A 21,931-nucleotide genomic window follows, 5' to 3' on the forward strand; every position below is an offset into this window, starting at 1 on the left:
ATGTCCGAACAAAGAACTTTAGTGGTGGCAGCTGCTTCTCAATCTGTCGTAGAAAAATGCATTGCGTCTGTTGCATTGTCTGGGAAAGTCACGTTATTAACAACCAAAAAGTATAGTTTGCCTATTGAGAGTTCAACCTTATATTTAGACGCAGCTATGTTTGATGAAGCACTAGAAATAGACTTTCCAGAGTATGATTCAATAGTATTAGTCCAGCCGAACGATAGAGTTGTATCGTATTTGAATGTTTACAGGTTTCTCCAAAAATACAATGTTGAACAGGTCAATATATTAACGCCAGATAAGCCAGCAATTTCTACTTCTGTATCTAAATTGCTTAGTTATTTTAGTTTAAGTGACGTTGAGTCCTGTCAAGTTATCCATATTGATCCGCAACTTATTCATGATTGTGTTTCTTTACCACAAATTTGTCACGGACAAATACTCAGTGGGGATTGGGATCTAGACTGTGTTCCGTTTGATTCGCACATAAGTTTTTATGAATCTCTCAAACAGAGAGTCGAACAAAACGTACCATGGGAAGATACGCACTATTTTTCTGAAGTTTTGAGCGATATTCGAAGTGGACAATCAAGATTTGGTTGCAGTAGTGAAAGCGATTTAATTCGACACTGTGCAGCCATGGACAGTTTGTTTCAATCAATTTCCGAAGAAGGTTGGATTCAAAGTAAAGCTGTTGATTATGTGACGATCCATATTTCTAGAGATGGCAAAATGCTTTTTGCAGATGGAAGGCATAGGTTATCAATTGCCAAACAACTAAAACTAAAGTCTATACCTGTAAAGGTTTCTGTTCGTCACGCACAGTGGGTAAATCTCAAATCTGAAGTTAAATCGTACGCCAATGCTTTTTGCCATGGAAAACTATATGCCCCGGTTGAACATCCAGACTTTGTAGAGTTTGAGCAAACTCAAGATTCTAGCCGATACACATTGATTCAACGGAATATTTTACCAACGAGTACAACTGTTTTAGATATTGGCAGTCACTGGGGGTATTTATGTGGATTTCTTGAAAAATTTGGCTATGACTGTACAGCAGTTGAAGGTGATGTAAAAAACTTCTATTTTCTAGATAAACTTAGAACGGCAAATCAGAAACAATTTAAAGCGGTCAGAACCAGTATATTTGATTTTGAGCAGAGTAAATTTGACGTTGTTTTGGCTTTAAATATCTTTCACCACTTTATTAAAACACCTGAGCTCCACAAAATGTTCGTCACATTTTTGGGCAAGCTCGATATTAATGAGATGTTTTTGCAAACACATTCAACCGATGAACCGCAAATGATTGGTGCGTATAAAAACTATAAAGATGAAGAGTTTGCTCGCTTTGTAATCGAACATTCATGCTTGAACCGATTCGAACTTATTTCAGACATGGAACACGGGAGAAAACTATTTCATTTAGTTAAATAAATTATGAAGATATTGTACTGCTGTCGAATTAACGAACACTCAACCAAAATGGCTGGAGTGTTTAAGAAAGTACTTGGGCAAGTGAGGGCGTTGGCTCATGCTCACCAAACCTTCTTTATGTATATGAGTTACGACTCGTTTAAAATTGCAGAGTACAATGTACAGCGTGATACTTTGAGCATAATTTTTGAACAAAAGGGTGTATCAAAGCTTGGCGAGCGAGAATATTTTTGGGAATTAGCCAATCAATATTATTGTCAAGTAAAACCCGACTTTGTTTATGCTAGATATGACCAAATGTACGACGGTCAAAATTTAGCTAAATTTTTTCAAAGTTTGTACAGTAATAACATTGTTACATCAATTGAGTTCCCCACTTATCCGTATGAATTTGAAATAAAAGATAAAACACAACTAGAACGTGATGTTGAAAATAGGTCGACACTGCTACCGTTTGTATCATTTATTTCGTCAACTAATCCTGCAACTGAACTACTGGGTAAATTAAACTTTTACTTTGATAATAAGGTTTCTGACGCTTGGCTCCAGCCAGAGCTAGATAACATTCAATGGCCAAAGCATCGCATCGATTTATTGGCTGTAGCCAATATTAGTGATTGGCATGCATTTGATAGAGTGATTCGAGGTCTAGATCGATATTATCAATCAGAACATGAAGTTGATGTTCATTTCAATTTGGTTGGCGATGGCAGTGACTTGGATAAGCTGCAGAGCATAACTAACAACTTAAATTTATCGGACAAGGTTCATTTTTGGGGATTTAAACTTGCGGACGAATTACTGCCGTTTTATTTAAGCTCCGATATAGGGATCGATACTTTAGGTTGTCATCGAAAGCATGTATTCACGATTAGTTCACTTAAAGGAAGGGAATATTTGTATTTTGGCTTACCAACTGTAACGACAAATATAGATAAAGAACTTTCAAAAAAACCCTACTGTATTATTTATGACTCCGATGAAAGTGCTTTGGATATTCATAATTTATTAGAACAATATAAAAAATTTAGTACTACTGGCGTGACCAATAAAGCGATTCAGAAATATGCTAAAGCAAATTTAACTTGGTCAAGTTGGTCAGATAGTTTAATCCAATTTATTAGAAATAATATAAGGTAAGCATAGTGGTAAATTATCTGAATTCGGTAAATTTTACGATTATTGTGAGTACAGGTAGAACCGGTACTGAATTTCTGGCTCATGCTCTTCCTCAAATCTACCCTAGTATTCACGCTGAACATGAACCTTATCCAGATGGTTTTGTTTTAGGTACTCAATACCATAGAGAAAACTATTCTAATGAAAGAGTGATTGAGCAATATTTGAAAATGCGAAAGCCCGTGCTGGAGAGGCTCGAACAAAGTAATAAAACAATATACGTTGAATCGAACAACAACTTGGTAATGTTTTTACCTGCGTTAATTGAGTTTTTTCCTAGACTTAAAGTTATACATGTTGAACGGTCTCCTTTGAGTTATATTCGCTCAGCAATTAGCAATGTTCAACAGTCTAGGTATACCTTATTTTCGGACACTGATCCTAGAGCTAGGCTAAACGCTAAAGATTTTCCGGATGATCCTGAATTCCACACATGGGAAGAGTTTAGTCAGTTTGAGAAACTTTGTTGGCATTGGAAAAAATACAATCAGTTAATAGAATCAAGTATTAAACAACCGTTGAATTATCTAAAAATATCACATCAGAAATTGTTTGAAACTGATACCTTAAATGAATTCAACAAATTCTCGAAGTTTATTGATCCAACACTTGCGACTTCTAGCGATAAGATTCTAAGTTGTTTTTCAAATCCTAGAAATCAAGTTAAGGAGTATTCGATTGGTTCGTTTGAAGATTGGGGAACAACTAAAATTCGAGCATTCGAGCGGATAATTGGGCCTATTAAGGATTACCTATGAATACATCTTTACTTTCGTTAATAGGTCGAAACACGGGCCTTTTTGAATTCGATCTAGAGAAAAATTCTAATAAATTACTTGAGATTGTGTCTGAAAGTTCATTCTTGGTTTTAGGTGGGGCAGGGACTATCGGTCAAGCCGTGACTAAAGAGATTTTTAAAAGATCACCCAAAAAATTACATGTTGTTGATATTAGCGAAAATAACATGGTTGAGCTCGTTCGAGATATAAGAAGCTCATTCGGCTATATTGAAGGTGAATTTAGGACACTTATTTTAGATATTGGTTCACTTGAATTTGATCGGTTCATCGAATTTGACGGTCAATATGATTATGTCTTGAATCTATCTGCAATGAAACATGTTCGAAGTGAACGAGACCCATATACATTGATGAGAATGCTAAATACCAACGTTCTCAATACACAAACGTCGTTGTTAAAATTTAAAGATAGAGGCACAAAAAAATACTTTTGTGTCTCAACTGATAAAGCTGCTAATCCAGTAAACTTGATGGGTGCAACAAAGCGCTTAATGGAGAAAGTGGTTGGGAGTTATAGCAAAGAAATAGATATATCCATGGCTCGATTTGCAAATGTTGCCTTTTCAGATGGTTCTCTCTTATATGGATTTGAGAAACGTCTTTCTAAGAGGCAACCTATAGCAGCGCCTAGAGACATCAAACGATATTTTATGACCTCAGAAGAGTCTGGCGTGCTATGCCTAATGTCCTGTCTATTAGGTTATAGCGGAGACATTTTTTTTCCAAAATTAGATGAAAAAACCAATCTTATTACTTTCGCTGATATTGCTAAAAAATATCTGAAGTCTATGGGGTTAGAACCTTTCGAGTGTGAAAATGAGTTAGAATCGAGAGCTTTCTTTCTAAAGACATCCAAAGCTGATTCTTCGAAATGGCCCTGCGTATTTTCCGATTCAGACACTACAGGTGAAAAACCATTCGAGGAATTTTTTGTAGACGGGGAAAGTGTTGACTTGGAGAGATATTTAGAAATTGGTGTGGTTGCAAATTCGCTAGGGAGCGATGAATTTTCTGTCACAGAGTTTGAACTAGACTACCATGAACTACGACAGCAGAAGCTCTGGTCAAAACGATCAATTGTGGAGTTTGTTTGTAAGTATGTTCCAGAGTTTAGCCATCTAGAACTCGATAAATATTTAGATCAAAAAATGTAATATATGAAAACACTAGATGTGGTCAAATTTATACAAGATTATTACCAAACAAATTCGGTAATACCTTTGCATGCTCCATATTTTAATCAAACAGATAAAGATCTTATAAGAGACACAATTGACTCGACCTTTGTCTCTACAGTTGGTCGTTATGTAGATTTGTTCGAGCAAAAATTGGAGTCATTTACAGGCAGTAACAGGTGTATTGCTACCGTGAATGGCACATCTGCGTTACATGTTGCGTTAAGCTTATCTGGTGTAGGAAACGGTGATTTTGTAATAACGCAAGCTCTCAGTTTTGTAGCGACAGCAAATGCTATTAAATACTGCGGTGCTAGCCCTATCTTTATTGATGTTGATACAGAAACGCTTGGTCTTTCGCCGTCGTCACTTGAAACATATTTGTCTGAAAATGCACAATTGACAGAAGATGGAGCCTGTATTCATGTTAAAACTAAACGCAGAATCAGTGCTATTGTACCTATGCATACGCTTGGACACCCTTGCGATATGGATGAACTGTGTAGGGTTGCGAATGACTGGAATTTACCCGTTGTGGAGGATGCTGCTGAATCATTAGGTTCTACCTATAAGAGTAAGCATTGTGGAACAATAGCATCTTTGGGGGCGGTCAGTTTTAATGGTAATAAAATTATTACTACTGGTGGGGGTGGTGCGATATTCGCTCAGGATTCGACTTTAGCAAATAAGGCAAAGCACTTAACTACAACTGCCAAAGTGGCACATGCCTTTGAAATGTATCACGATGAGTTGGGTTACAATTATAGGATGCCCAATTTAAACGCGGCTTTAGGATGTGCTCAGATTGATAGGTTGCCAGAATATCTAAATGATAAGAGAAGGTTAGCAAACTTATATCGAAATTTATTTGAAGATAGTGAATATCAATTTATTGTGGAATCGCAAAATTGCAAGTCAAACTACTGGTTAAATGCTATACGTTGTCCTGATGTTGACAGCAAACAAAACCTAATAGAACAATGTATTAAAGCTCAAATTTTAGTCAGACCCCTATGGCAATTATTGCATACACTCCCACATTTAAGAGATTGTGAAATAGGTAATTTGAGCAATTCAGTTGAAGCCTATAACACAATAGTTTGTTTACCGAGCTCGATTAAGTCAGCGCTATGATTAAACTCGTATTACTTGGAGGCGGCGGACATTGCCATTCTGTTATAGATGTTATTCAGCTTACAAGGCAATATGAAATTCTGGGTATATTGGATTCTAGATTGCCTAAAGGGCACTCAGTGTTTGGGCATGAAGTGCTGGGTGGAGATGAACTCATCAAATACTATCTCAACAAGGATGTCCTTTTTGTAAACGCTATTGGCCAAATTGGTGTTACTGCAAGCCGAATTAAGCTTTTTCGAGTTGTTAAAGAAAGTGGTGGGACGTTTGCAACGATTGTTTCACCGAGAGCTTATGTGGGCATTAACGTCAGAGTTGGTGAGGGGACTATTGTTATGCATGATAGTTTAATCAATGCAAATTCCATTGTGGGAACAAACTGTATAATAAATTCAAAATCTCTTATAGAACATGATTGTTTCGTGGGTGACAATTGTCATATTTCAACTGGCGCCATTTTAAATGGAGGTGTTGAAGTTGGTGACAATTGTTTTATTGGAAGCGGAAGTGTGTGTGTGCAGAGCGCTAAAATACCAAAAAACTCTTTTATTAAAGCACAATCCTTATACAAAGGGGCTTAGTTATGAGTTCAAAAATTATCCTAGAGCATGAGCTATTTATCAGTGAAAAACAAACATTATTGTTTGCACTTAAGCTTATGGACAAATTGGGCAAAAAGTTATTAATTGTCGTTGATCAGAATGCTAAATATCTAACTTTGCTTTCAATTGGTGACGTGCAACGAGCAATTATTAATGATGTCGATTTGAATTCATCAATTGAAAGCACAGTTTTAGAGAGTAAGTTAGTAGCAAGTGATGTAGATTCCATTCAGAAAATCAAGAAAATGATGGTTAAAATTCGTTGTGAATTTATGCCAGTTATTGATTCTGAAGCTAATGTTGTCAAAATTTATTTCTGGACAGACTTGTTTGGTAAATTACAACTCCCTGTAACAAATAGCCGTGTTGATGCCCCTGTAGTTTTAATGGCTGGAGGTCAGGGTACTAGACTTAAACCAATCTCTAATGTTTTACCCAAGCCACTTATACCAGTGGGTGACAAAACTATCATTGAATCTATTATGTCTCAATTTAGTGATATCGGGTGCAAGCATTTTTATGTATCGGTTAATTATAAAAAAGATCTAATAGAGCATTTTTTGAACCAGTTGGTTACACCATCCATTAATATTAGATATGTTTATGAAGAAAAGCCATTAGGAACAGCTGGTGCATTGGCATTTCTAAAAGACGAAATTAACCAAACTTTCTTTTTGTCAAATTGTGATATTTTACTTCAGCAAGATTTAAGTCAACTATATGATTTTCATAAAAGCAATAATAACGAGATTACTTTAGTATCAGCTTTAAAACATCATAGGTTGTCTTATGGCACAATCACAACTAAAGAAGATGGGTTGTTAGATTCACTTAATGAAAAGCCTGAACTCACGTTTAAAATTAACGCCGGTGTATACGTATTAGAACCTCACTTGTTGAAAGAGATCCCTAACAATACCTTTTATCATATTACAGACCTGATCAATACCGTTAAGGAGCGTGGAGGGAGAGTCGGCGTATTCCCTGTTAGTGAAAAGTCATGGTTTGATATTGGAGAGTGGCCTGAATATATTAAAACCGTCAGACATTTTAATGGAGACGAAAATTTTTTAGGGCTAGAACTTCCACATGACTAACACAACCACAAAATAAAGTTAGATGTTATTGCTATGATTAATAATTATGTCCAATTGTAAAAAGCTACTTATTGTTGGTAACCCCAACGCTGAACTCATAAAGGAATTAGTCAAAGCATACCGAAAGAAGCTCCCTAGTCTTCAAATTGACTGTTTTGCTTTACGTCCTCTTGAATCGAACCAAGAGAATGTTTTTGATAAAATTTATAACAATAGTATTTTCGAATGGTGGACTCGCAATTTTAAGACTAGAGCGAGAATTGGCTGGCTACTGGGTGTTTTATTAAACTTAATTCCTAACATTATTCAGCATGCTCGTTTCGATCGATACGACGTTGTTCAAGTTCAATATGTTTCTCTTTTACACCAATATGCAATGCGTTTTTATCGGATGATTGGTAAAAAAATCTGGATTGTTTTTTGGGGGACAGATTTATTCAGATGCAACCGATTCGACATACTAGAGACAATAGTTAAAGATGCAGATCAAATTAATTGCCACACTCCTGAGTTAAAACAAGCATTGTTGGAAAATTTACCAAACGCCAGTTTAAGTAAAAAAAATTGGACTCAATGTTTTTTTGGTTTAACACCACTAGAGTTAATTTCTGAATTTAAAGAGAAGCAATATTCAAAACTCGAGTTGTTTAATGTTTTACATATCGCACCAACAGATAAAAAGATTATTGCGCTAGGATATAATGCCTCTTCTGCTCAACAACACTTAAAAGTCATAGAGAATTTGTCAGATGACTTTTTTAGCAACGCTCAAATATGGTTACCGATGACTTATGGCAATTCAAGTGAATACATACGGAAAGTAGAAAAAGCGCTAATTGATAAAAATGCAGACTATGTAATTATTCGAGAGTTCATGACCAATGAACAAGTTGCTGCACTGCGAATGTTGACGGATATATTAATTCAAGTCCAAGTTTCAGACTCATTTTCAGGTTCAATGCAAGAACACTTGTATTGCGGCTGTTTAGTGATCACGGGGTCATGGCTTCCATATTCTACCTTGATAGAACGAGGTATTTTAATGTCAAAGGTGGACCAAATTTCTGAGATCGGTGGTGTGATAACGAGAGCGATGAGCAATTTTGATGAACTTTATGAAAATTTGCAGATAAACCCAGACATAATCGAGTCCATTAGTAAATGGGACAACGTTATTGATAATTGGGTACAAGCAACGATTAAGTAATTAGCTATAAAGGATAAATTTATTTATCCGATATCAAATTAAGTCCTGTAATTGGAAATGGTATGAATAAAACTCTCGGCACATTAGGCAAGTTGGCAAATAAGCAAGCGACCATAGGTATTATTGGACTTGGCTATGTAGGTTTACCCTTAGCTATGCAGTTTTCAAGGGTAGGTTTCAAAGTAGTTGGTTTTGATATAGATAAAACCAAAGTGGAGAAGCTATCTGTTGGAGAATGTTACATTCAAACAGTATCGAAAGCAGACATATTGGCTGGGCTTGCAAACGGTTTTATTGCAACTTCAGATATGTCGATAGTAAGTGAATGTGATGCGATTGTTTTATGCTTACCAACGCCACTAAACAAATATAAAGAACCAGACCTTAAATATGTAACGGATACTTTGGATCAGATTGTTCAGTATTTTGTTCCTGGACAAGTTTTATCCTTTGAAAGTACTACTTACCCAGGCACAACTGATGAAGTTATCGTACCAAGAATTGAATCTGCTGGATTGATAGTTGGTGAAAATTTTTATGTGGTTTATTCTCCTGAACGAGAAGACCCTGGTAATCAAAAATATAGCACACATAGCATACCAAAAGTCATAGCTGGGGTTACCGAGGAGTGCTTACAAGTTGGATTAGCTCTTTATAAGCACCCAATTGAAACTCTCGTACCAGTTACGTCTGTCAAAGTAGCTGAAATGACCAAGTTATTAGAAAATATTCACAGAGCTGTGAACATCGGACTCGTTAATGAAATGAAGATCGTTTGCGACAAGATGGGAATTAATATTTTTGAGGTCATCCGTGCCGCAGCGACTAAACCATTTGGCTTTACACCGTATTATCCTGGACCTGGGATCGGTGGACATTGTATACCGGTCGACCCTTTCTATCTCACATGGAAAGCCAAAGAGTTTGATATTGAAACTCGCTTTATTGAACTTTCTGGTATGGTTAATTCAGGTATGCCTGCATGGGTCGTCACTAAAATAACTGACGCATTAAATAACAATAAGAAAGCAGTCAATGGTAGCTCAATTCTAGTTTTAGGTGTTGCGTATAAGAAGAATGTTGACGACACCCGAGAATCACCATCGCTTAAAATTATAGAGTTATTGCAAAATAAAGGTGCTTACGTGGATTATTCAGATCCTCACGTTCCAACTATGCCTAAACTTCGAAAATATTCATTTGATATGAATTCAACAAACCTTACCGCAGATGTTATTTCCACATACGATGCAGTGGTGCTGGTGACGGAGCATGATGGTTTCGACTATGAGATGATTTTATCGCATGCTCAACTTATCGTGGACACAAGAGGCCACTTCCTTCATCGAGAAACAAACAACAAAGTGGTATGGGCATAACTATGTTGGAGTGGTCTCAAGTAGATGCTACCTTTATTATTTCGACTGGGCGGACTGGGACCCGTTTTTTAGCTGATAAACTATCTAAATATGCTAACCATGCATTAGTCCATCATGAACCTCAACCTAATTTGCAAAAAGAGGCATTTGAGTATTATTCTCAGGGGAAAGTTGATTCCGATTATTGCGCGTTATTTAAAATGAACCGTCTTAATATGTTAGATGAGCTTCGTTCATTAGGGCGAAGCACTTATATTGAATCTAATGGTGGCATTACATTTATGTTGCCGCATATTTGTTCATTGTTTAAGAGTTGTAATGTCATACACATTGTTCGTGACCCGAGAACTTGGATACCATCAGCATATAGTCGAACGCAAATCCGAAATGGGAAATCTGAGTTGAAATATTTGCGTGATAGCTCTTGGGTTGTGTCACCACAAAATTTAGAAAACGATCCTTATCGCAATAGATGGCAAAATATGAATTTGATAGAACGCTTGAGTTGGATTTGGGAATTTAAAAATCGTTACGTATTGGATAAGGTAGCCTCAGATTGCGAAACGTTGATGCTGAGATACGAAGACGTATTTGAAGCACTGGACTGTGACAGTAAGAAAAAAATTTTAGAGGTCTGTCAGGTAGATTTACAAGTACTGTCTAAAGAGAAAATACTCGAAGATTTTAACGATAAAATCAATCAAACCTCAAAATTCGAATTAGATAACTATTTGAACTGGGCTAAAGATGATGTTTTAAAGTGTGATGCAATCGTAACACAACTTAGAAATAGATTTTATTCATAGCTAGTTGTTTATTAATCTTGCCCTTCCCACCAATATGCTATACTGTACAAATATTATCCACTTGATGTTTAAGTTGTACAAAGGATACGGTCATGGCGATTAATAATGTCTCTTCAGGTTCAAACAGTTTCTTTTTGGATCAAATTCAGCGTAAGCAAGATGATAATTTAGAGAAACTAGCCTCGGGTAAAAAAGTAAATAAAGCGGCTGATGCAGCTGCGGCTCAACAGATTATTGAGCGTTTATCTTCTGAATCAAATGCTTATCAGCAGTCTATTCGTAATGCTTACGATGGTATTTCGTTATCTCAAGTTGCAGATGGTGCTTTGCAGGGCATTAATGACGATGCGCAGCGCATTCGTGAGTTAACTCAGCAAGCCGGTAGTGGTATTTTAACTGATGCTGATCGCAAAGCCATTCAATCTGAAATTTCTGGTTTGCAGCAAAACATTCAAGACACCATTAACAACACCGAGTTTAACGGTAAGTCCTTGTTCACTGAAGATAGTGAGTTTTCATTCCTAGTAGGCTCGGGTGCGGGGCAATCACGTTCGGTTAACACTAGTGATTTATCTTCTGACTTAAATGCTGTATTTAATATTGATGTAACTGTTGCGGGTGGTGTTGATTCAGCGTTGCAAACTTTGGATGATGCAATTGGCACTATTGGTGAACAGCGTGGTGATTTAGGCGCTACGCAAAATGCATTTCAATCGTCTATCAATAATTTGTCGACGACTAACGAAAATGTGCAAGCTGCACGTAGCCGTTTGCAAGATACTGATTTTGCACAAGCAACAGCTGATAAAGCCGCGAACGATATCTTGTCGCAAAGCACTAGCGCAGTTGCGGTGCAAGCTCGCCAGAGTCAGCAGTCGGTTTTAAGTCTGTTAAGCTAGCCGAGTTTAGTAAGCTAATTTTTAGCGACTACTGATAGTCTAAAGTTTTTGTTAAGATGGCGGTGTACTTAAATTGAGTACACCGCCATTTTTGTTTGTATTTAACCTGAACTCTGGATAACAAATTAGCTAATGTTTTGTAATTTATAACAAAGTTTATTCATAAGTATTTTAGGGAGATAGTTATTCTTAGAGCAAGGCGAATTTACGTACGTAATAGCTGGCTATTACTAGTGAATTCAACGCAGCTGTAAGGATAAATAGCCCCTAGAAAGCAAGTTGTTATCCAGAGTTCAGGTTATTTAAAGTTCAGGTACGGTCGTAACTATTTGCATGACTTCTTTATTTGATTCCGCCGCATTTTTAAAAAATTTAACTAATCAGCCTGGGGTTTATCGTATGTATAACGATAATCAGCAGGTTATTTATGTTGGTAAAGCTAAAGATTTAAAAAAACGTGTTAGTTCGTATTTTCGTGCTAATCAAACTAGCCAAAAAACCATAGCCTTGGTTAGGCAAATTGCCAATATTGAAGTCACTGTCACACATACTGAAACAGAAGCGCTGATTTTAGAAAATAATCTAATTAAGCAGTATTTACCTAAATACAATATTTTATTGCGTGATGATAAAAGTTATCCGTATATTTTTTTATCTGGGCATAAACATCCGCGTTTGGCTTTTCATCGTGGGCCAAAAAAAGAAAAGGGCCAATATTTTGGGCCTTATCCATCCGGTGGGGCAGTGCGTGAGAGTTTGCGTATTATGCAAAAAGTTTTTCCGGTTCGCCAATGTGAAGATACTTATTACCAAGCGCGCAGTCGTCCTTGTTTGCAGCACCAGTTAAAGCGGTGTTTAGCACCTTGTGTTGAAGGGTATGTTGAAGATATTGATTACACCCAGCAAGTTAATTTAGTTAAGTTGTTTTTGCAGGGGCGTAATCAAGAAGTGGTTACTCAGTTGGTTGATAAAATGGATGCTGCCAGCCAAAACTTGGCTTTTGAACAAGCTGCTATGTATCGAGACCAATTAACTGCGCTTAAAAAGGTTAGAGAAACTCAATCAGTTAGTGGTGACCATGATTCATTAGATATTTTAGGTTTTGCCAGTCAACATGGGGTTGTGTGTATTCACTTACTGGTTGTGCGTGATGGCAAAGTGCTTGGCAGTAAAAGTTATTATCCGAAAACGCCAAAAAATTCTGAAAATGAAGAGATTTTAACTTCGTTTGTTGCTCAGTATTATTTAAATCAAACATCTGAACGAACGCCAGCTAAAGAGTTATTGATCCCATTTAAGTTAACTGAGCAAGTGGGTTTGCAGCATGCCATAGAACAATTACATGAAACAAAAGTTGAATTAAAAGTGCCGACGCGCGGTGAACGTTTACGTTATTTAAAGCTTGCGCAAACTAATGCTGAAAATGCGGTTTCAACTAAGTTGAGTGAGTCTTTATCTATGCAGCGCCGGTTTGAAGCTTTGGATATGTTATTGGAATTGCCAGAGCCCATTCAGCGTATGGAGTGTTTTGATATCAGCCATACTATGGGGCAACAAACGGTCGCATCCTGCGTGGTGTTTAACCGTAATGGACCAATGAAAACCGATTATCGCAAATACAATATCACGGGTATTACTCCAGGGGATGATTATGCGGCTATGGCGCAGGTGTTGTCGCGTAGGTACAAATCACCTCAACCGGAAGATAAAATACCAGACATTATTTTTATCGACGGTGGTAAAGGTCAACTTGCACAAGCGGAGAATTATTTTGTTGATTGGCCACAAAAAATGCCCTTGTTAATTGGTGTTGCTAAAGGCACAAGTAGAAAACCCGGGTTAGAAACGTTAATTTTGGCTGGTAGTCATCAAATACTGAATGTTGAATCGCATTCGCCTGCGCTGCATTTGATTCAGCATATTCGTGACGAGTCGCATAGGTTTGCGATTACTGGTCACAGAGCAAGGCGGCAAAAGGTTAAAACAACCTCGTCTTTGGAAGGAATCGCCGGTGTCGGGCCGAAAAAACGTCAGAATTTACTTAAATATCTGGGTGGTATGCAAGAGGTTAAAAACGCCAGTATTGATGATATCGCAAAAGTACCGGGGTTCAGCTTGCAGCTAGCTGAAACGGTTTTTTACCATTTGCATGAGAAAAGCGACTAACAAAAGCCTACAATTAATGCGACAATAACTGAAACGTTTAAATATTAACTTTAATTAACTTTGCGTGAAGTATTAACGAATGTGGAACATACCCAATATTCTGACTGTTTTTAGAATAGTTTTAATTCCTTTTTTTGTACTGTGTTTTTATTTACCTGTGGCTTGGGGTCATTTATTGGCTGCGTTTTTATTTGCCGTTGCAGGATTCACAGATTGGTTGGACGGATATTTAGCTAGGCGTTGGCAACAAAGTACCCCTTTTGGTGCTTTTTTAGATCCAGTAGCAGATAAGTTGATGGTTGCCACCGCGTTAGGCTTAATAGTAGAGCATTACAGCGTGTTTTGGATAACTTTACCTGCCGTGGTTATGGTTGGCAGAGAAATCTTGATATCGGCGCTTAGAGAGTGGATGGCAGAAGTAGGCAAGCGGGCGCATGTGCAAGTGTCGAATATTGGTAAATTTAAAACTTTTGCGCAAATGGCGGCAATTGTTGGTTTATTAATTTTTCAAACAGGGTCGTTTTTTTACGTTTCGGTCGCACTTTTATATATAGCTGTCATCTTAACTTTCTGGTCTATGATGGTGTATTTACGTGCCGCTTGGCCAAGTTTAACGCAAATCCATTAAAAATTGACCACATTCGCTTGTTTATTGAGCGGTTAGAAAAAAGATTTAAATAAACAGTTGACTCGTTCCTAATACTTTGTAAAATGCGCCTCGTTTTCGGGAGTTATGAAAGAAACATGACATAACTTCAGTGAGATGCGGCTGTAGCTCAGTTGGTAGAGCACAACCTTGCCAAGGTTGGGGTCACGAGTTCGAGTCTCGTTAGCCGCTCCAAAAGTGCGGCGGGTTGGCAGAGTGGCCATGCAGCGGATTGCAAATCCGTCTACCTCGGTTCGACTCCGGGACCCGCCTCCATTAAACGAAAACATGTTAGATAAAGTGTCTGCCCGGGTGGTGGAATTGGTAGACACAAGGGATTTAAAATCCCTCGCTGGTAACAGCGTGCCGGTTCAAGTCCGGCCCCGGGCACCAATTTTTATTTGCACTTTATTATGAGTGCGGCTGTAGCTCAGTTGGTAGAGCACAACCTTGCCAAGGTTGGGGTCACGAGTTCGAGTCTCGTTAGCCGCTCCAAATTGTTAGTTTTACATTGTTTTATTATGCGGCTGTAGCTCAGTTGGTAGAGCACAACCTTGCCAAGGTTGGGGTCACGAGTTCGAGTCTCGTTAGCCGCTCCAAAATCTTGATTATATGAACTTATGTTTGTGTAATTCGTGTCTGCCCGGGTGGTGGAATTGGTAGACACAAGGGATTTAAAATCCCTCGCTGGTAACAGCGTGCCGGTTCAAGTCCGGCCCCGGGCACCATTCTTACTACTAAGAATGCTTCAAAATATACTCTTTATTACCTTTTAATTCGGCTAGCTTCTTAGTCACCCTATCTATTCAAAACTATTTCGCTGACTCGTTTGTCATTACTGCCGCATGCGGATAGTTATTCATCTATTAAGGTGTTTTTATCCTTCTATATGGCTTGCTATTAGTAGAAAAAACAATATGCAGGGATGGGTATGTTGAGCATTTTAATTACGCGCAGTTGAGGTAGTTTAAACCGAAAAACAGAATAACCTGTTTATTTGGTGGGGTAGAAGGGAGTAGTGTGTGTAAGTGGTTGTTATTTTTGGCTGGGGTTATGCAAAAGCTGCAATCAATAAATCGTTGTCTTCAATTTTGTGTTTTGGTTGTGCTTCACGCAAAATGTTGATCGCTTGTTTACGACATTTCCCACAATCATTTGCGATATCCATTTGTTTGCGTAGCTCAACTAAACTGCTACAGCCTTTTTCTGCTGCTGCAATTATGTCTTTATCAGTGATGCCATTACATAAACAAACGAACATATAGAATATCCTCTACAAAATATAGCTATATTATAAATGAGAAATATTCGTATTAGCAACTATGTTTTTAGATCTTTTCATAAAAAATAGTTGAGTTCTGCCCTTGGTTTTTATTCATTCGCCTATATACTCATTTCCAGTTATCGAATAATCATATTTATTCGCGGTGTATATTCACGTTCACAATAATATAAATGGAGAATGTTATGTCTGTATTAGTAGGCCGTCCGGCTCCTGATTTCACAGCTGCTGCAGTTTTAGGTAATGGCGAAATCGTTGATAGCTTTACTTTAAGCGAAGCAATCAAAGGTAAAAAAGCAGTTATCTTTTTCTATCCTTTAGACTTCACTTTCGTATGTCCTTCAGAGTTAATCGCTTTCGACAAGCGTTTTGCTGAGTTCCAAAAACGTGGTGTTGAAGTTATCGGTGTTTCTATCGATTCTCAATTCTCTCACAACGCATGGCGTAACACTCCAGTTAACCAAGGTGGTATTGGTGAAGTACAATACACTTTAGTTGCTGACGTTAAACATGAAATCTGTCAAGCATACGACGTTGAGCACCCAGAAGCTGGTGTTGCTTTCCGTGGTTCTTTCTTAATTGACGAAGAAGGTAACGTACGTCACCAAGTAGTTAACGATTTACCATTAGGTCGTAACGTAGACGAAATGTTACGTATGGTTGACGCTTTAGCATTCCACCAAGAGCACGGTGAAGTTTGTCCTGCTGGTTGGAATCAAGGTGACAAAGGTATGGACGCTAGCCCTTCAGGTGTTGCTTCTTACCTTTCTGAGAACGCTGACAAGCTATAATCGAATTTTCAATAATTTGATTTATCAAAAGCCGGTTTATACCGGCTTTTTTCGTTTTTGGGGGAGTGCAACAAAGCCCATTCTCAGCATAATTTTCTAAAATCGCTGTAAACCCAATCCCTGGGCGCTCCCAAACGTCATCCAAGACGTTTGAAGTTTTAGGAAATTAGCATGTGAATAGGCTTTCATCTGACATATTTATCTTCGACGAATATTCAGAGACTGTGTTGCTGAAAAGGTGGATGGGTGTGTTGCGAATAAAACTTCACAAGATAGGGATATCTTGTGTGAGCGGCTCATGGATGAGTTCAAAGCGTTTTTATGAGTGATACCCCATTTACCTTTGAACTTCTCTGCCACGAGCTAATTAAGCGATATAAAATTTTTAAAAACTTTATTTATCCGTAGCGGCTTCTTCAGGCTCTTGCCAACCACCTAAACTTTTCCACTTATTCACCATATAACAAAAAAGCTCTGCAGTTTTTTGTGTATCGTATAAAGCCGAATGCGCTTCTTTATTGTCAAACTCAATACCCGCAGCTTTACAGGCTTTCACCAACACAGTTTGTCCTAAAGTTAAACCGGCTAAACTTGTGGTATCAAAAGATACAAAAGGATGTAACGGACTACGTTTAATGTTCGCTCGGGCAATTGCTGCGTTAACAAAACCCATATCAAAAGCCGAATTATGTGCAACCATAACTGAACGTTGGCAATTGTAGTGTTTTTGGCGCTTGCGAATTTGTTTAAAAATTTCTTGCAGCGCAGTTCGCTCATCCACAGCTGCTCTGAGTGGATTGCTCGGGTCTATACCATTAAACTCTAACGCTGATTGTTCCAATACCGAACCTTCAAATGGCTCAATATTAAACTGAATGGTTTCACCGCAATAAAACTCACCATCGTCATTCATCTCGGTTAAAGTTGCAGCAATTTCTAATAAGGCGTTTTTCTGTGGATCAAAACCAGCAGTTTCAACGTCAATAACAACAGGGTAATACCCACGAAATCTATTTTTTAGCTGTGCATGTGGCATAAAATAAAAACAGGTGCCAATATGGAAAAATTGCTGAGCATTATGCCAGAATTAACTTAGTTGCTCACCCGTTGTATAAAAGTAATTTGGTCTAAAACTTGCTAAATCATAGGTAATTGTCAGTTTGTCTATGATCAAGTCAAAGTTTTGTCGCTGGAGAAAGGTTAAATGTTAGGTAAAATTGCTCAATTGGCCGCTATTGTGAGCCTTGGATATGCCGGGCAGGTTTTAGCCGATGTACGGCATTATCAAGCCTCAATTGCCGATTCTAAATGGGTGAACCAACAAAATGCACGACTCAGCTGCAGTTTAGAGCACCCAATTCCGCGTTATGGCAAAGTGGTCTTTTCTAGCGTTGCAAGCCGCGCAACTAATATGACAGTTAATTTAGACATGTTAAAAACACCACATGGTTACGACATGGCCAAAGTATTGTCGGTACCACCCACACATAGAGCCGGTGTACCTAGCCGTGAAATTATTGATATGCAGCTGTTACAACAATTTGATGGTGAGCTAATTGATAAACCAGCCTGGACTATGTTGTCTGAACTAGAAAAAGGCATGTCGCCAACCTTTTATTATAAAGACTGGTATAGCGATTTTGATCATATAACTGTTGCTATTAGCTCAGCTAATTTTCACAACGCCTATGAAAGTTTTTTAACTTGTATGGATAACTTACTACCATTTAACTTCGATGATATCAGTTTAACCGTATTAACATATCAAAGTAATAAAGCTGAACTGACTAAAAATTCAAAAAAACGTTTAGCTATGATAGCTGAATATTTAAAACAGGATGCTCAGTTAGATTTAGTTTTACTCGATGGTTTTAGTGATAGTTATGGTGGCCGTTGGCACAACGAACAACTTGCCAAACAAAGAGCTGAAAATATTCGTAACTTTTTTACTGAAGCTGGGGTAGATGCAAAACGAATAGAAGTAGATAGCTACGGCGAGCGACGCCACATTGCAACTAATCAGAATGTATTGGGCCGGGCAAAAAACCGTCGTGTGGTTATTCGTATGGAGCGTGAAATTCAGTAATACTTCAATGAGCATTAGCCATCATTTAATCGCTAATGCTCCTAGATATACCCTAGAGGTTACTCTTCAATTTTGAAGTGCTTTTTCATTGAAAAGCTATAGGCAGTAACAAAAGCACTTTGTTGGAAACCTTTTAAGCCAGTTTCTTTAAAATCAACCGGCATAGGGTTGCGTTTAATCACAGCTTTTTCTGTTTGTGGGCTTTGAATTTCAACCGTTACATTTTCCAAAAGTTGAATAGCGGCCTCAAGTTTAAAACCTAATGCACTGCCAGCAAACTTGCCTTTCATTGGTCTTTCTTTAATTACAACATGTTCTATTTTGTAGTCATGCATTAATTTGCCAAAGGTAAATTGGAAATCAGCTAGACCTTCGGCTGAACTGGCATCAGTTAAAACCACTTTTTGTGCACGACAATTTGGAATATCAAATACATCACCATCCATAGTTAACAAACAAATAATGGCTTCGTTTGACTTAATTTCTACACCACAAACTTTCACTTAGCTACTCCAACACTTGTAAATATACACAAAAGATAAACAGACCCTAGTTTACTGTAATTTTGTCCTCATATATACGGTCTAACTAGGGTCTGTTTAACTTTTATGGACAAATTTTGTTCTAACTAAATACTTTTTAATCAAGGCGCAGCATTGAAGGCCTAATGGATTAAGTCAAAATGCTGCAAAATTGTACTCAAAAGATAAACAGACCCTAGCAACAACATTAAACTTAAATCAATTTTGTTGCTGAGTAGCAAAACTATTGGGTTTATACTCAAGTCGCTTGGGTATAACTAACTTTTCGGGTATTTTGTTTACCATCTTATTTTATTGAGGAAAATTGCGTGAATTTAGCTGATTCGATTGAACTATTTTTTCAACAACATGGTGTGCAGTATGCCAATAGTTTAAATAGAGGTATCGAAAAAGAAGCATTACGCATTACGCCTACAGGGCGCTTGTCGACACAACCTCATCCAGCACCTTTAGGCGCAGCTTTAACTAACCCCTACATAACAACTGACTATGCAGAAAGTTTGTTGGAGTTTATTACGCCAGTTGAGAACAATGCGCAAACCAGCATAGAGCAATTAATCGATTTGCATAAATTTGCTTACAGCCACCAAGGGGATGAATTGTTATGGCCTATGAGCATGCCTTGTTTTGTTGGCTGTGAAGCAGATATTCAAATTGCCCAATACGGCAGCTCGAATATAGGTAAAATGAAAACCCTCTATCGTGAAGGCTTAAAACATAGATATGGCAGTTATATGCAGGTGATATCTGGTGTGCATTTTAATTTTTCATTTCCTGATAGTTTTTGGCAAGAGTTGGCTCAGTCTGAAGGGCAAAGTTTAACGCAAGATTATATTTCGGCTAAATATCTGGCTGTGCTTAGAAATATCAAACGTCATTTGTGGATTTTAGCTTATTTATTTGGTGCTTCACCTGCATTATGTGGTTCATTCTTAAAAGGTAAAAAATCAAACTATCCGTTTAAAACAGTTGGTAAAGGTACGTCGTATTTACCCTATGCAACTGCTTTACGTTTAAGTGATTTGGGATATACCAATAAAGCTCAAGCAGCGCTAAGTATTCGTTACAATAATTTGGCTGAGTATATTCATGGACTTAAACAAGCGATAAAAATGCCATCAGCGGATTTTGCCCACATCAAAGCAGGTGAGCAGGGTGAATATCAGCAGTTGAACAAAAACGTATTGCAAATCGAAAATGAATATTACTCACCTGTCCGTCCAAAACGTGTCGCCAACAGCGGTGAAAAACCAACGGACGCTTTGTTACGCGGTGGCGTGCAGTATATTGAGCTGCGAGCTTTGGATATTGACCCTTTTTCTCCTGCCGGTGTTAATATTGAACAAATCAGATTTTTAGATCTATTTTTAACTTGGTGCGCGCTGGTTGAATCGCCAGAAATTCACAGCTGTAATGAATTTTTAAATGCAGCTAATTTGCAGCAAACATTATTATATGGGCGTAAACCAGGCATATTGTTGGATAAGTCTGGTGAAAAAATAGCTTTAACTGATTGGGCTGAGCAAATAATGATAGAGCTTAGCCAACTGGCGAGCTACTTTGATGGCGCTAACTCGAATGACTATCAAAATGCATTAAATAGCCAAAGAGAAAAACTGTTAAATCCTGATTTAACCCCTTCGGGTAAAGTTGTTGCTGCGCTAACGGAAAATAATTGGGATAACGCAACCCTAGGCTTGAATATAGCTGCAGACTTTAAACAAGCTGCACTTGAGCGTGATTATGTGCAGTTTAGCCAAGAATATTTGCAGCAAACCAGTCAACAAAGTGTGGTTAAACAACAAGCTATAGAGCAAACTCCACAAGCTGAGTTTGCCGATTTTTTAAATGATTATTTTGCAAAATAGTAATATGCTGAAATTCAAATTATATATAGGACTTTTGATTGCTAGCGCCATTCTTGCGGGCTGTGCAACATCACCGCCACAGAAGCCAGATGATTTATGTGAAATCTTTTATGAGCACAGAGATTGGTACGACGCGGCAGCTGATGCCAGAGACAAGTGGGGTGTGCCAATTCATATTCCAATGGCAATGATGTACCAAGAAAGTTCTTTTAAATCAGATGCTCAGCCACCAATGGAGTATTTTTTAGGTTTTATTCCGATTGGTCGTGCCAGTAGCGCCTATGGTTATTCGCAAGCTAAAACAATGACTTGGGATGATTATAAACGTGAAACAGGCAATGGTTGGGCTGATAGAGACGATTTTGAAGATGCGATAGATTTTATGGGCTGGTTTATTTATAAAACGCATAAAATTAACGGCGTTTCAAAATGGGATGCAAACAAACAATATTTAAACTACCACGAAGGTTGGGGTGGTTATCGCAAAAAAACTTATAATAAAAAGAAATGGTTACAAAACGTAGCACTTAAAGTACAGCGCCGCGCCGAAACTTATGGTGCGCAACTAAAACGCTGTGAAGAAGACCTACAAAGTGGTTGGTTATGGCGCTTGTTTTTTGGCTAAAAAAACCGTCTTTTGGTCAGTTGTACCGATTTTGTGTTAATAAGTAATTTTTTAATTAACAAATTGTTATATGTTATTTCTTTTTGTTAGCAAAGCAACTTAGCCTTGTTTTGCTAACTGCATGATTCTACTTTAAACCTGAAATTACTTAAATAACGAGACTTGTGGTCAGTTATTTCTCGCAAATATTTCATTTCTGCAATCTAT

General features: G+C 37.8%; 20 protein-coding genes and 6 tRNA genes. 23 read left to right on the forward strand and 3 right to left on the reverse strand.

Annotated elements, in window-relative coordinates; all coding sequences use genetic code 11:
* The 19 genes from ACMZOO_RS13975 to ACMZOO_RS14065 all read left to right on the forward strand — a co-directional run bounded on the left by ACMZOO_RS13975 (window position 1) and on the right by ACMZOO_RS14065 (window position 15,258).
* Window positions 1-1,440: a methyltransferase domain-containing protein gene (locus ACMZOO_RS13975; protein ID WP_440903934.1), complete on the forward strand. Its 1,440-nt coding sequence runs from the start codon at window positions 1-3 to the stop codon at window positions 1,438-1,440.
* Between the two features lie 3 nt (window positions 1,441-1,443).
* A complete protein-coding gene (locus tag ACMZOO_RS13980) occupies window positions 1,444-2,580 on the forward strand; it encodes a glycosyltransferase (protein ID WP_440903935.1) in 1,137 nt (378 codons plus the stop codon).
* A gap of 5 nt (window positions 2,581-2,585) precedes the next feature.
* The gene (locus tag ACMZOO_RS13985) at window positions 2,586-3,377 is read left to right on the forward strand and encodes a sulfotransferase (protein WP_440903936.1); all 792 of its coding nucleotides are present in this window, start codon (window positions 2,586-2,588) and stop codon (window positions 3,375-3,377) included.
* Window positions 3,374-4,573 carry a UDP-N-acetylglucosamine 4,6-dehydratase gene (locus ACMZOO_RS13990; protein WP_440903937.1) on the forward strand — a complete coding sequence of 400 codons (1,200 nt, stop codon included), beginning with the start codon at window positions 3,374-3,376 and terminating at the stop codon, window positions 4,571-4,573. The genes ACMZOO_RS13985 and ACMZOO_RS13990 overlap by 4 nt, the downstream gene beginning before the upstream one ends.
* Window positions 4,574-4,576: 3 nt before the next feature.
* Window positions 4,577-5,728, forward strand: a complete 1,152-nt coding sequence (locus ACMZOO_RS13995) for a LegC family aminotransferase (RefSeq protein WP_440903938.1) — start codon at window positions 4,577-4,579, stop codon at window positions 5,726-5,728.
* The gene (locus ACMZOO_RS14000) at window positions 5,725-6,309 is read left to right on the forward strand and encodes an acetyltransferase (RefSeq protein ID WP_440903939.1); all 585 of its coding nucleotides are present in this window, start codon (window positions 5,725-5,727) and stop codon (window positions 6,307-6,309) included. The genes ACMZOO_RS13995 and ACMZOO_RS14000 overlap by 4 nt, the downstream gene beginning before the upstream one ends.
* A 2-nt stretch (window positions 6,310-6,311) precedes the next feature.
* Window positions 6,312-7,427, forward strand: a complete 1,116-nt coding sequence (locus tag ACMZOO_RS14005; protein ID WP_440903940.1) for a nucleotidyltransferase family protein — start codon at window positions 6,312-6,314, stop codon at window positions 7,425-7,427.
* Between the two features lie 46 nt (window positions 7,428-7,473).
* On the forward strand, window positions 7,474-8,634 hold the full coding sequence (locus tag ACMZOO_RS14010; RefSeq protein ID WP_440903941.1) for a hypothetical protein: 1,161 nt from the start codon (window positions 7,474-7,476) through the stop codon (window positions 8,632-8,634).
* 62 nt (window positions 8,635-8,696) lie between these two features.
* Window positions 8,697-10,013, forward strand: a complete 1,317-nt coding sequence (locus tag ACMZOO_RS14015) for a nucleotide sugar dehydrogenase (protein ID WP_440903942.1) — start codon at window positions 8,697-8,699, stop codon at window positions 10,011-10,013.
* A gap of 2 nt (window positions 10,014-10,015) precedes the next feature.
* Window positions 10,016-10,819: a hypothetical protein gene (locus ACMZOO_RS14020; RefSeq protein ID WP_440903943.1), complete on the forward strand. Its 804-nt coding sequence runs from the start codon at window positions 10,016-10,018 to the stop codon at window positions 10,817-10,819.
* A gap of 92 nt (window positions 10,820-10,911) precedes the next feature.
* Complete coding sequence (locus tag ACMZOO_RS14025) at window positions 10,912-11,718, forward strand: flagellin N-terminal helical domain-containing protein (protein ID WP_440903944.1); 807 nt, start codon at window positions 10,912-10,914, stop codon at window positions 11,716-11,718.
* Between the two features lie 327 nt (window positions 11,719-12,045).
* Complete coding sequence (uvrC, locus tag ACMZOO_RS14030) at window positions 12,046-13,884, forward strand: excinuclease ABC subunit UvrC (protein ID WP_440906307.1); 1,839 nt, start codon at window positions 12,046-12,048, stop codon at window positions 13,882-13,884.
* A gap of 79 nt (window positions 13,885-13,963) precedes the next feature.
* Window positions 13,964-14,512, forward strand: a complete 549-nt coding sequence (pgsA, locus tag ACMZOO_RS14035) for a CDP-diacylglycerol--glycerol-3-phosphate 3-phosphatidyltransferase (RefSeq protein WP_440903945.1) — start codon at window positions 13,964-13,966, stop codon at window positions 14,510-14,512.
* A gap of 137 nt (window positions 14,513-14,649) precedes the next feature.
* A tRNA-Gly gene (locus tag ACMZOO_RS14040) sits at window positions 14,650-14,725 on the forward strand.
* Window positions 14,726-14,732: 7 nt separating this feature from the next.
* Window positions 14,733-14,806, forward strand: a tRNA-Cys gene (locus ACMZOO_RS14045).
* A 30-nt stretch (window positions 14,807-14,836) separates the two neighbouring features.
* Window positions 14,837-14,923 (forward strand) — tRNA-Leu (locus ACMZOO_RS14050).
* 26 nt (window positions 14,924-14,949) lie between these two features.
* Window positions 14,950-15,025: transfer RNA gene (locus ACMZOO_RS14055), tRNA-Gly, on the forward strand.
* 28 nt (window positions 15,026-15,053) lie between these two features.
* A tRNA-Gly gene (locus ACMZOO_RS14060) sits at window positions 15,054-15,129 on the forward strand.
* A gap of 42 nt (window positions 15,130-15,171) precedes the next feature.
* Window positions 15,172-15,258 (forward strand) — tRNA-Leu (locus ACMZOO_RS14065).
* Between the two features lie 323 nt (window positions 15,259-15,581).
* On the opposite strand, the gene ACMZOO_RS14070 is transcribed toward ACMZOO_RS14065, so the two are convergent.
* Window positions 15,582-15,791, reverse strand: coding sequence for a bacterioferritin-associated ferredoxin (locus tag ACMZOO_RS14070; protein ID WP_016956777.1), 210 nt, complete (start codon window positions 15,789-15,791; stop codon window positions 15,582-15,584).
* 206 nt (window positions 15,792-15,997) lie between these two features.
* Between ACMZOO_RS14070 and ACMZOO_RS14075 the strand changes: the two genes are divergently transcribed.
* Entirely contained in the window at window positions 15,998-16,603 is a 606-nt protein-coding gene (locus tag ACMZOO_RS14075) for a peroxiredoxin (protein ID WP_016956778.1), read from the forward strand.
* Window positions 16,604-16,997: 394 nt separating this feature from the next.
* On the opposite strand, the gene rnt is transcribed toward ACMZOO_RS14075, so the two are convergent.
* A complete protein-coding gene (rnt, locus tag ACMZOO_RS14080) occupies window positions 16,998-17,639 on the reverse strand; it encodes a ribonuclease T (protein WP_440903946.1) in 642 nt (213 codons plus the stop codon).
* 168 nt (window positions 17,640-17,807) lie between these two features.
* Here rnt and ACMZOO_RS14085 point away from each other — a divergent pair, with 168 nt between their 5' ends.
* On the forward strand, window positions 17,808-18,689 hold the full coding sequence (locus ACMZOO_RS14085; RefSeq protein ID WP_016956780.1) for a flagellar protein MotY: 882 nt from the start codon (window positions 17,808-17,810) through the stop codon (window positions 18,687-18,689).
* A 59-nt stretch (window positions 18,690-18,748) separates the two neighbouring features.
* Here the strand turns inward: ACMZOO_RS14085 and ACMZOO_RS14090 are convergent, their stop codons facing one another.
* On the reverse strand, window positions 18,749-19,192 hold the full coding sequence (locus ACMZOO_RS14090; protein ID WP_440903947.1) for a DUF3010 family protein: 444 nt from the start codon (window positions 19,190-19,192) through the stop codon (window positions 18,749-18,751).
* A 347-nt stretch (window positions 19,193-19,539) separates the two neighbouring features.
* Here ACMZOO_RS14090 and gshA point away from each other — a divergent pair, with 347 nt between their 5' ends.
* The gene (gene gshA, locus ACMZOO_RS14095) at window positions 19,540-21,099 is read left to right on the forward strand and encodes a glutamate--cysteine ligase (RefSeq protein WP_440903948.1); all 1,560 of its coding nucleotides are present in this window, start codon (window positions 19,540-19,542) and stop codon (window positions 21,097-21,099) included.
* 4 nt (window positions 21,100-21,103) lie between these two features.
* Window positions 21,104-21,724, forward strand: coding sequence for a transglycosylase SLT domain-containing protein (locus ACMZOO_RS14100; RefSeq protein WP_440903949.1), 621 nt, complete (start codon window positions 21,104-21,106; stop codon window positions 21,722-21,724).
* Window positions 21,725-21,931: the final 207 nt, after the last annotated feature.

Origin of the sequence: Catenovulum sp. SX2 (genome assembly GCF_052056295.1) — a bacterium.
GTDB lineage: Bacteria > Pseudomonadota > Gammaproteobacteria > Enterobacterales > Alteromonadaceae > Catenovulum.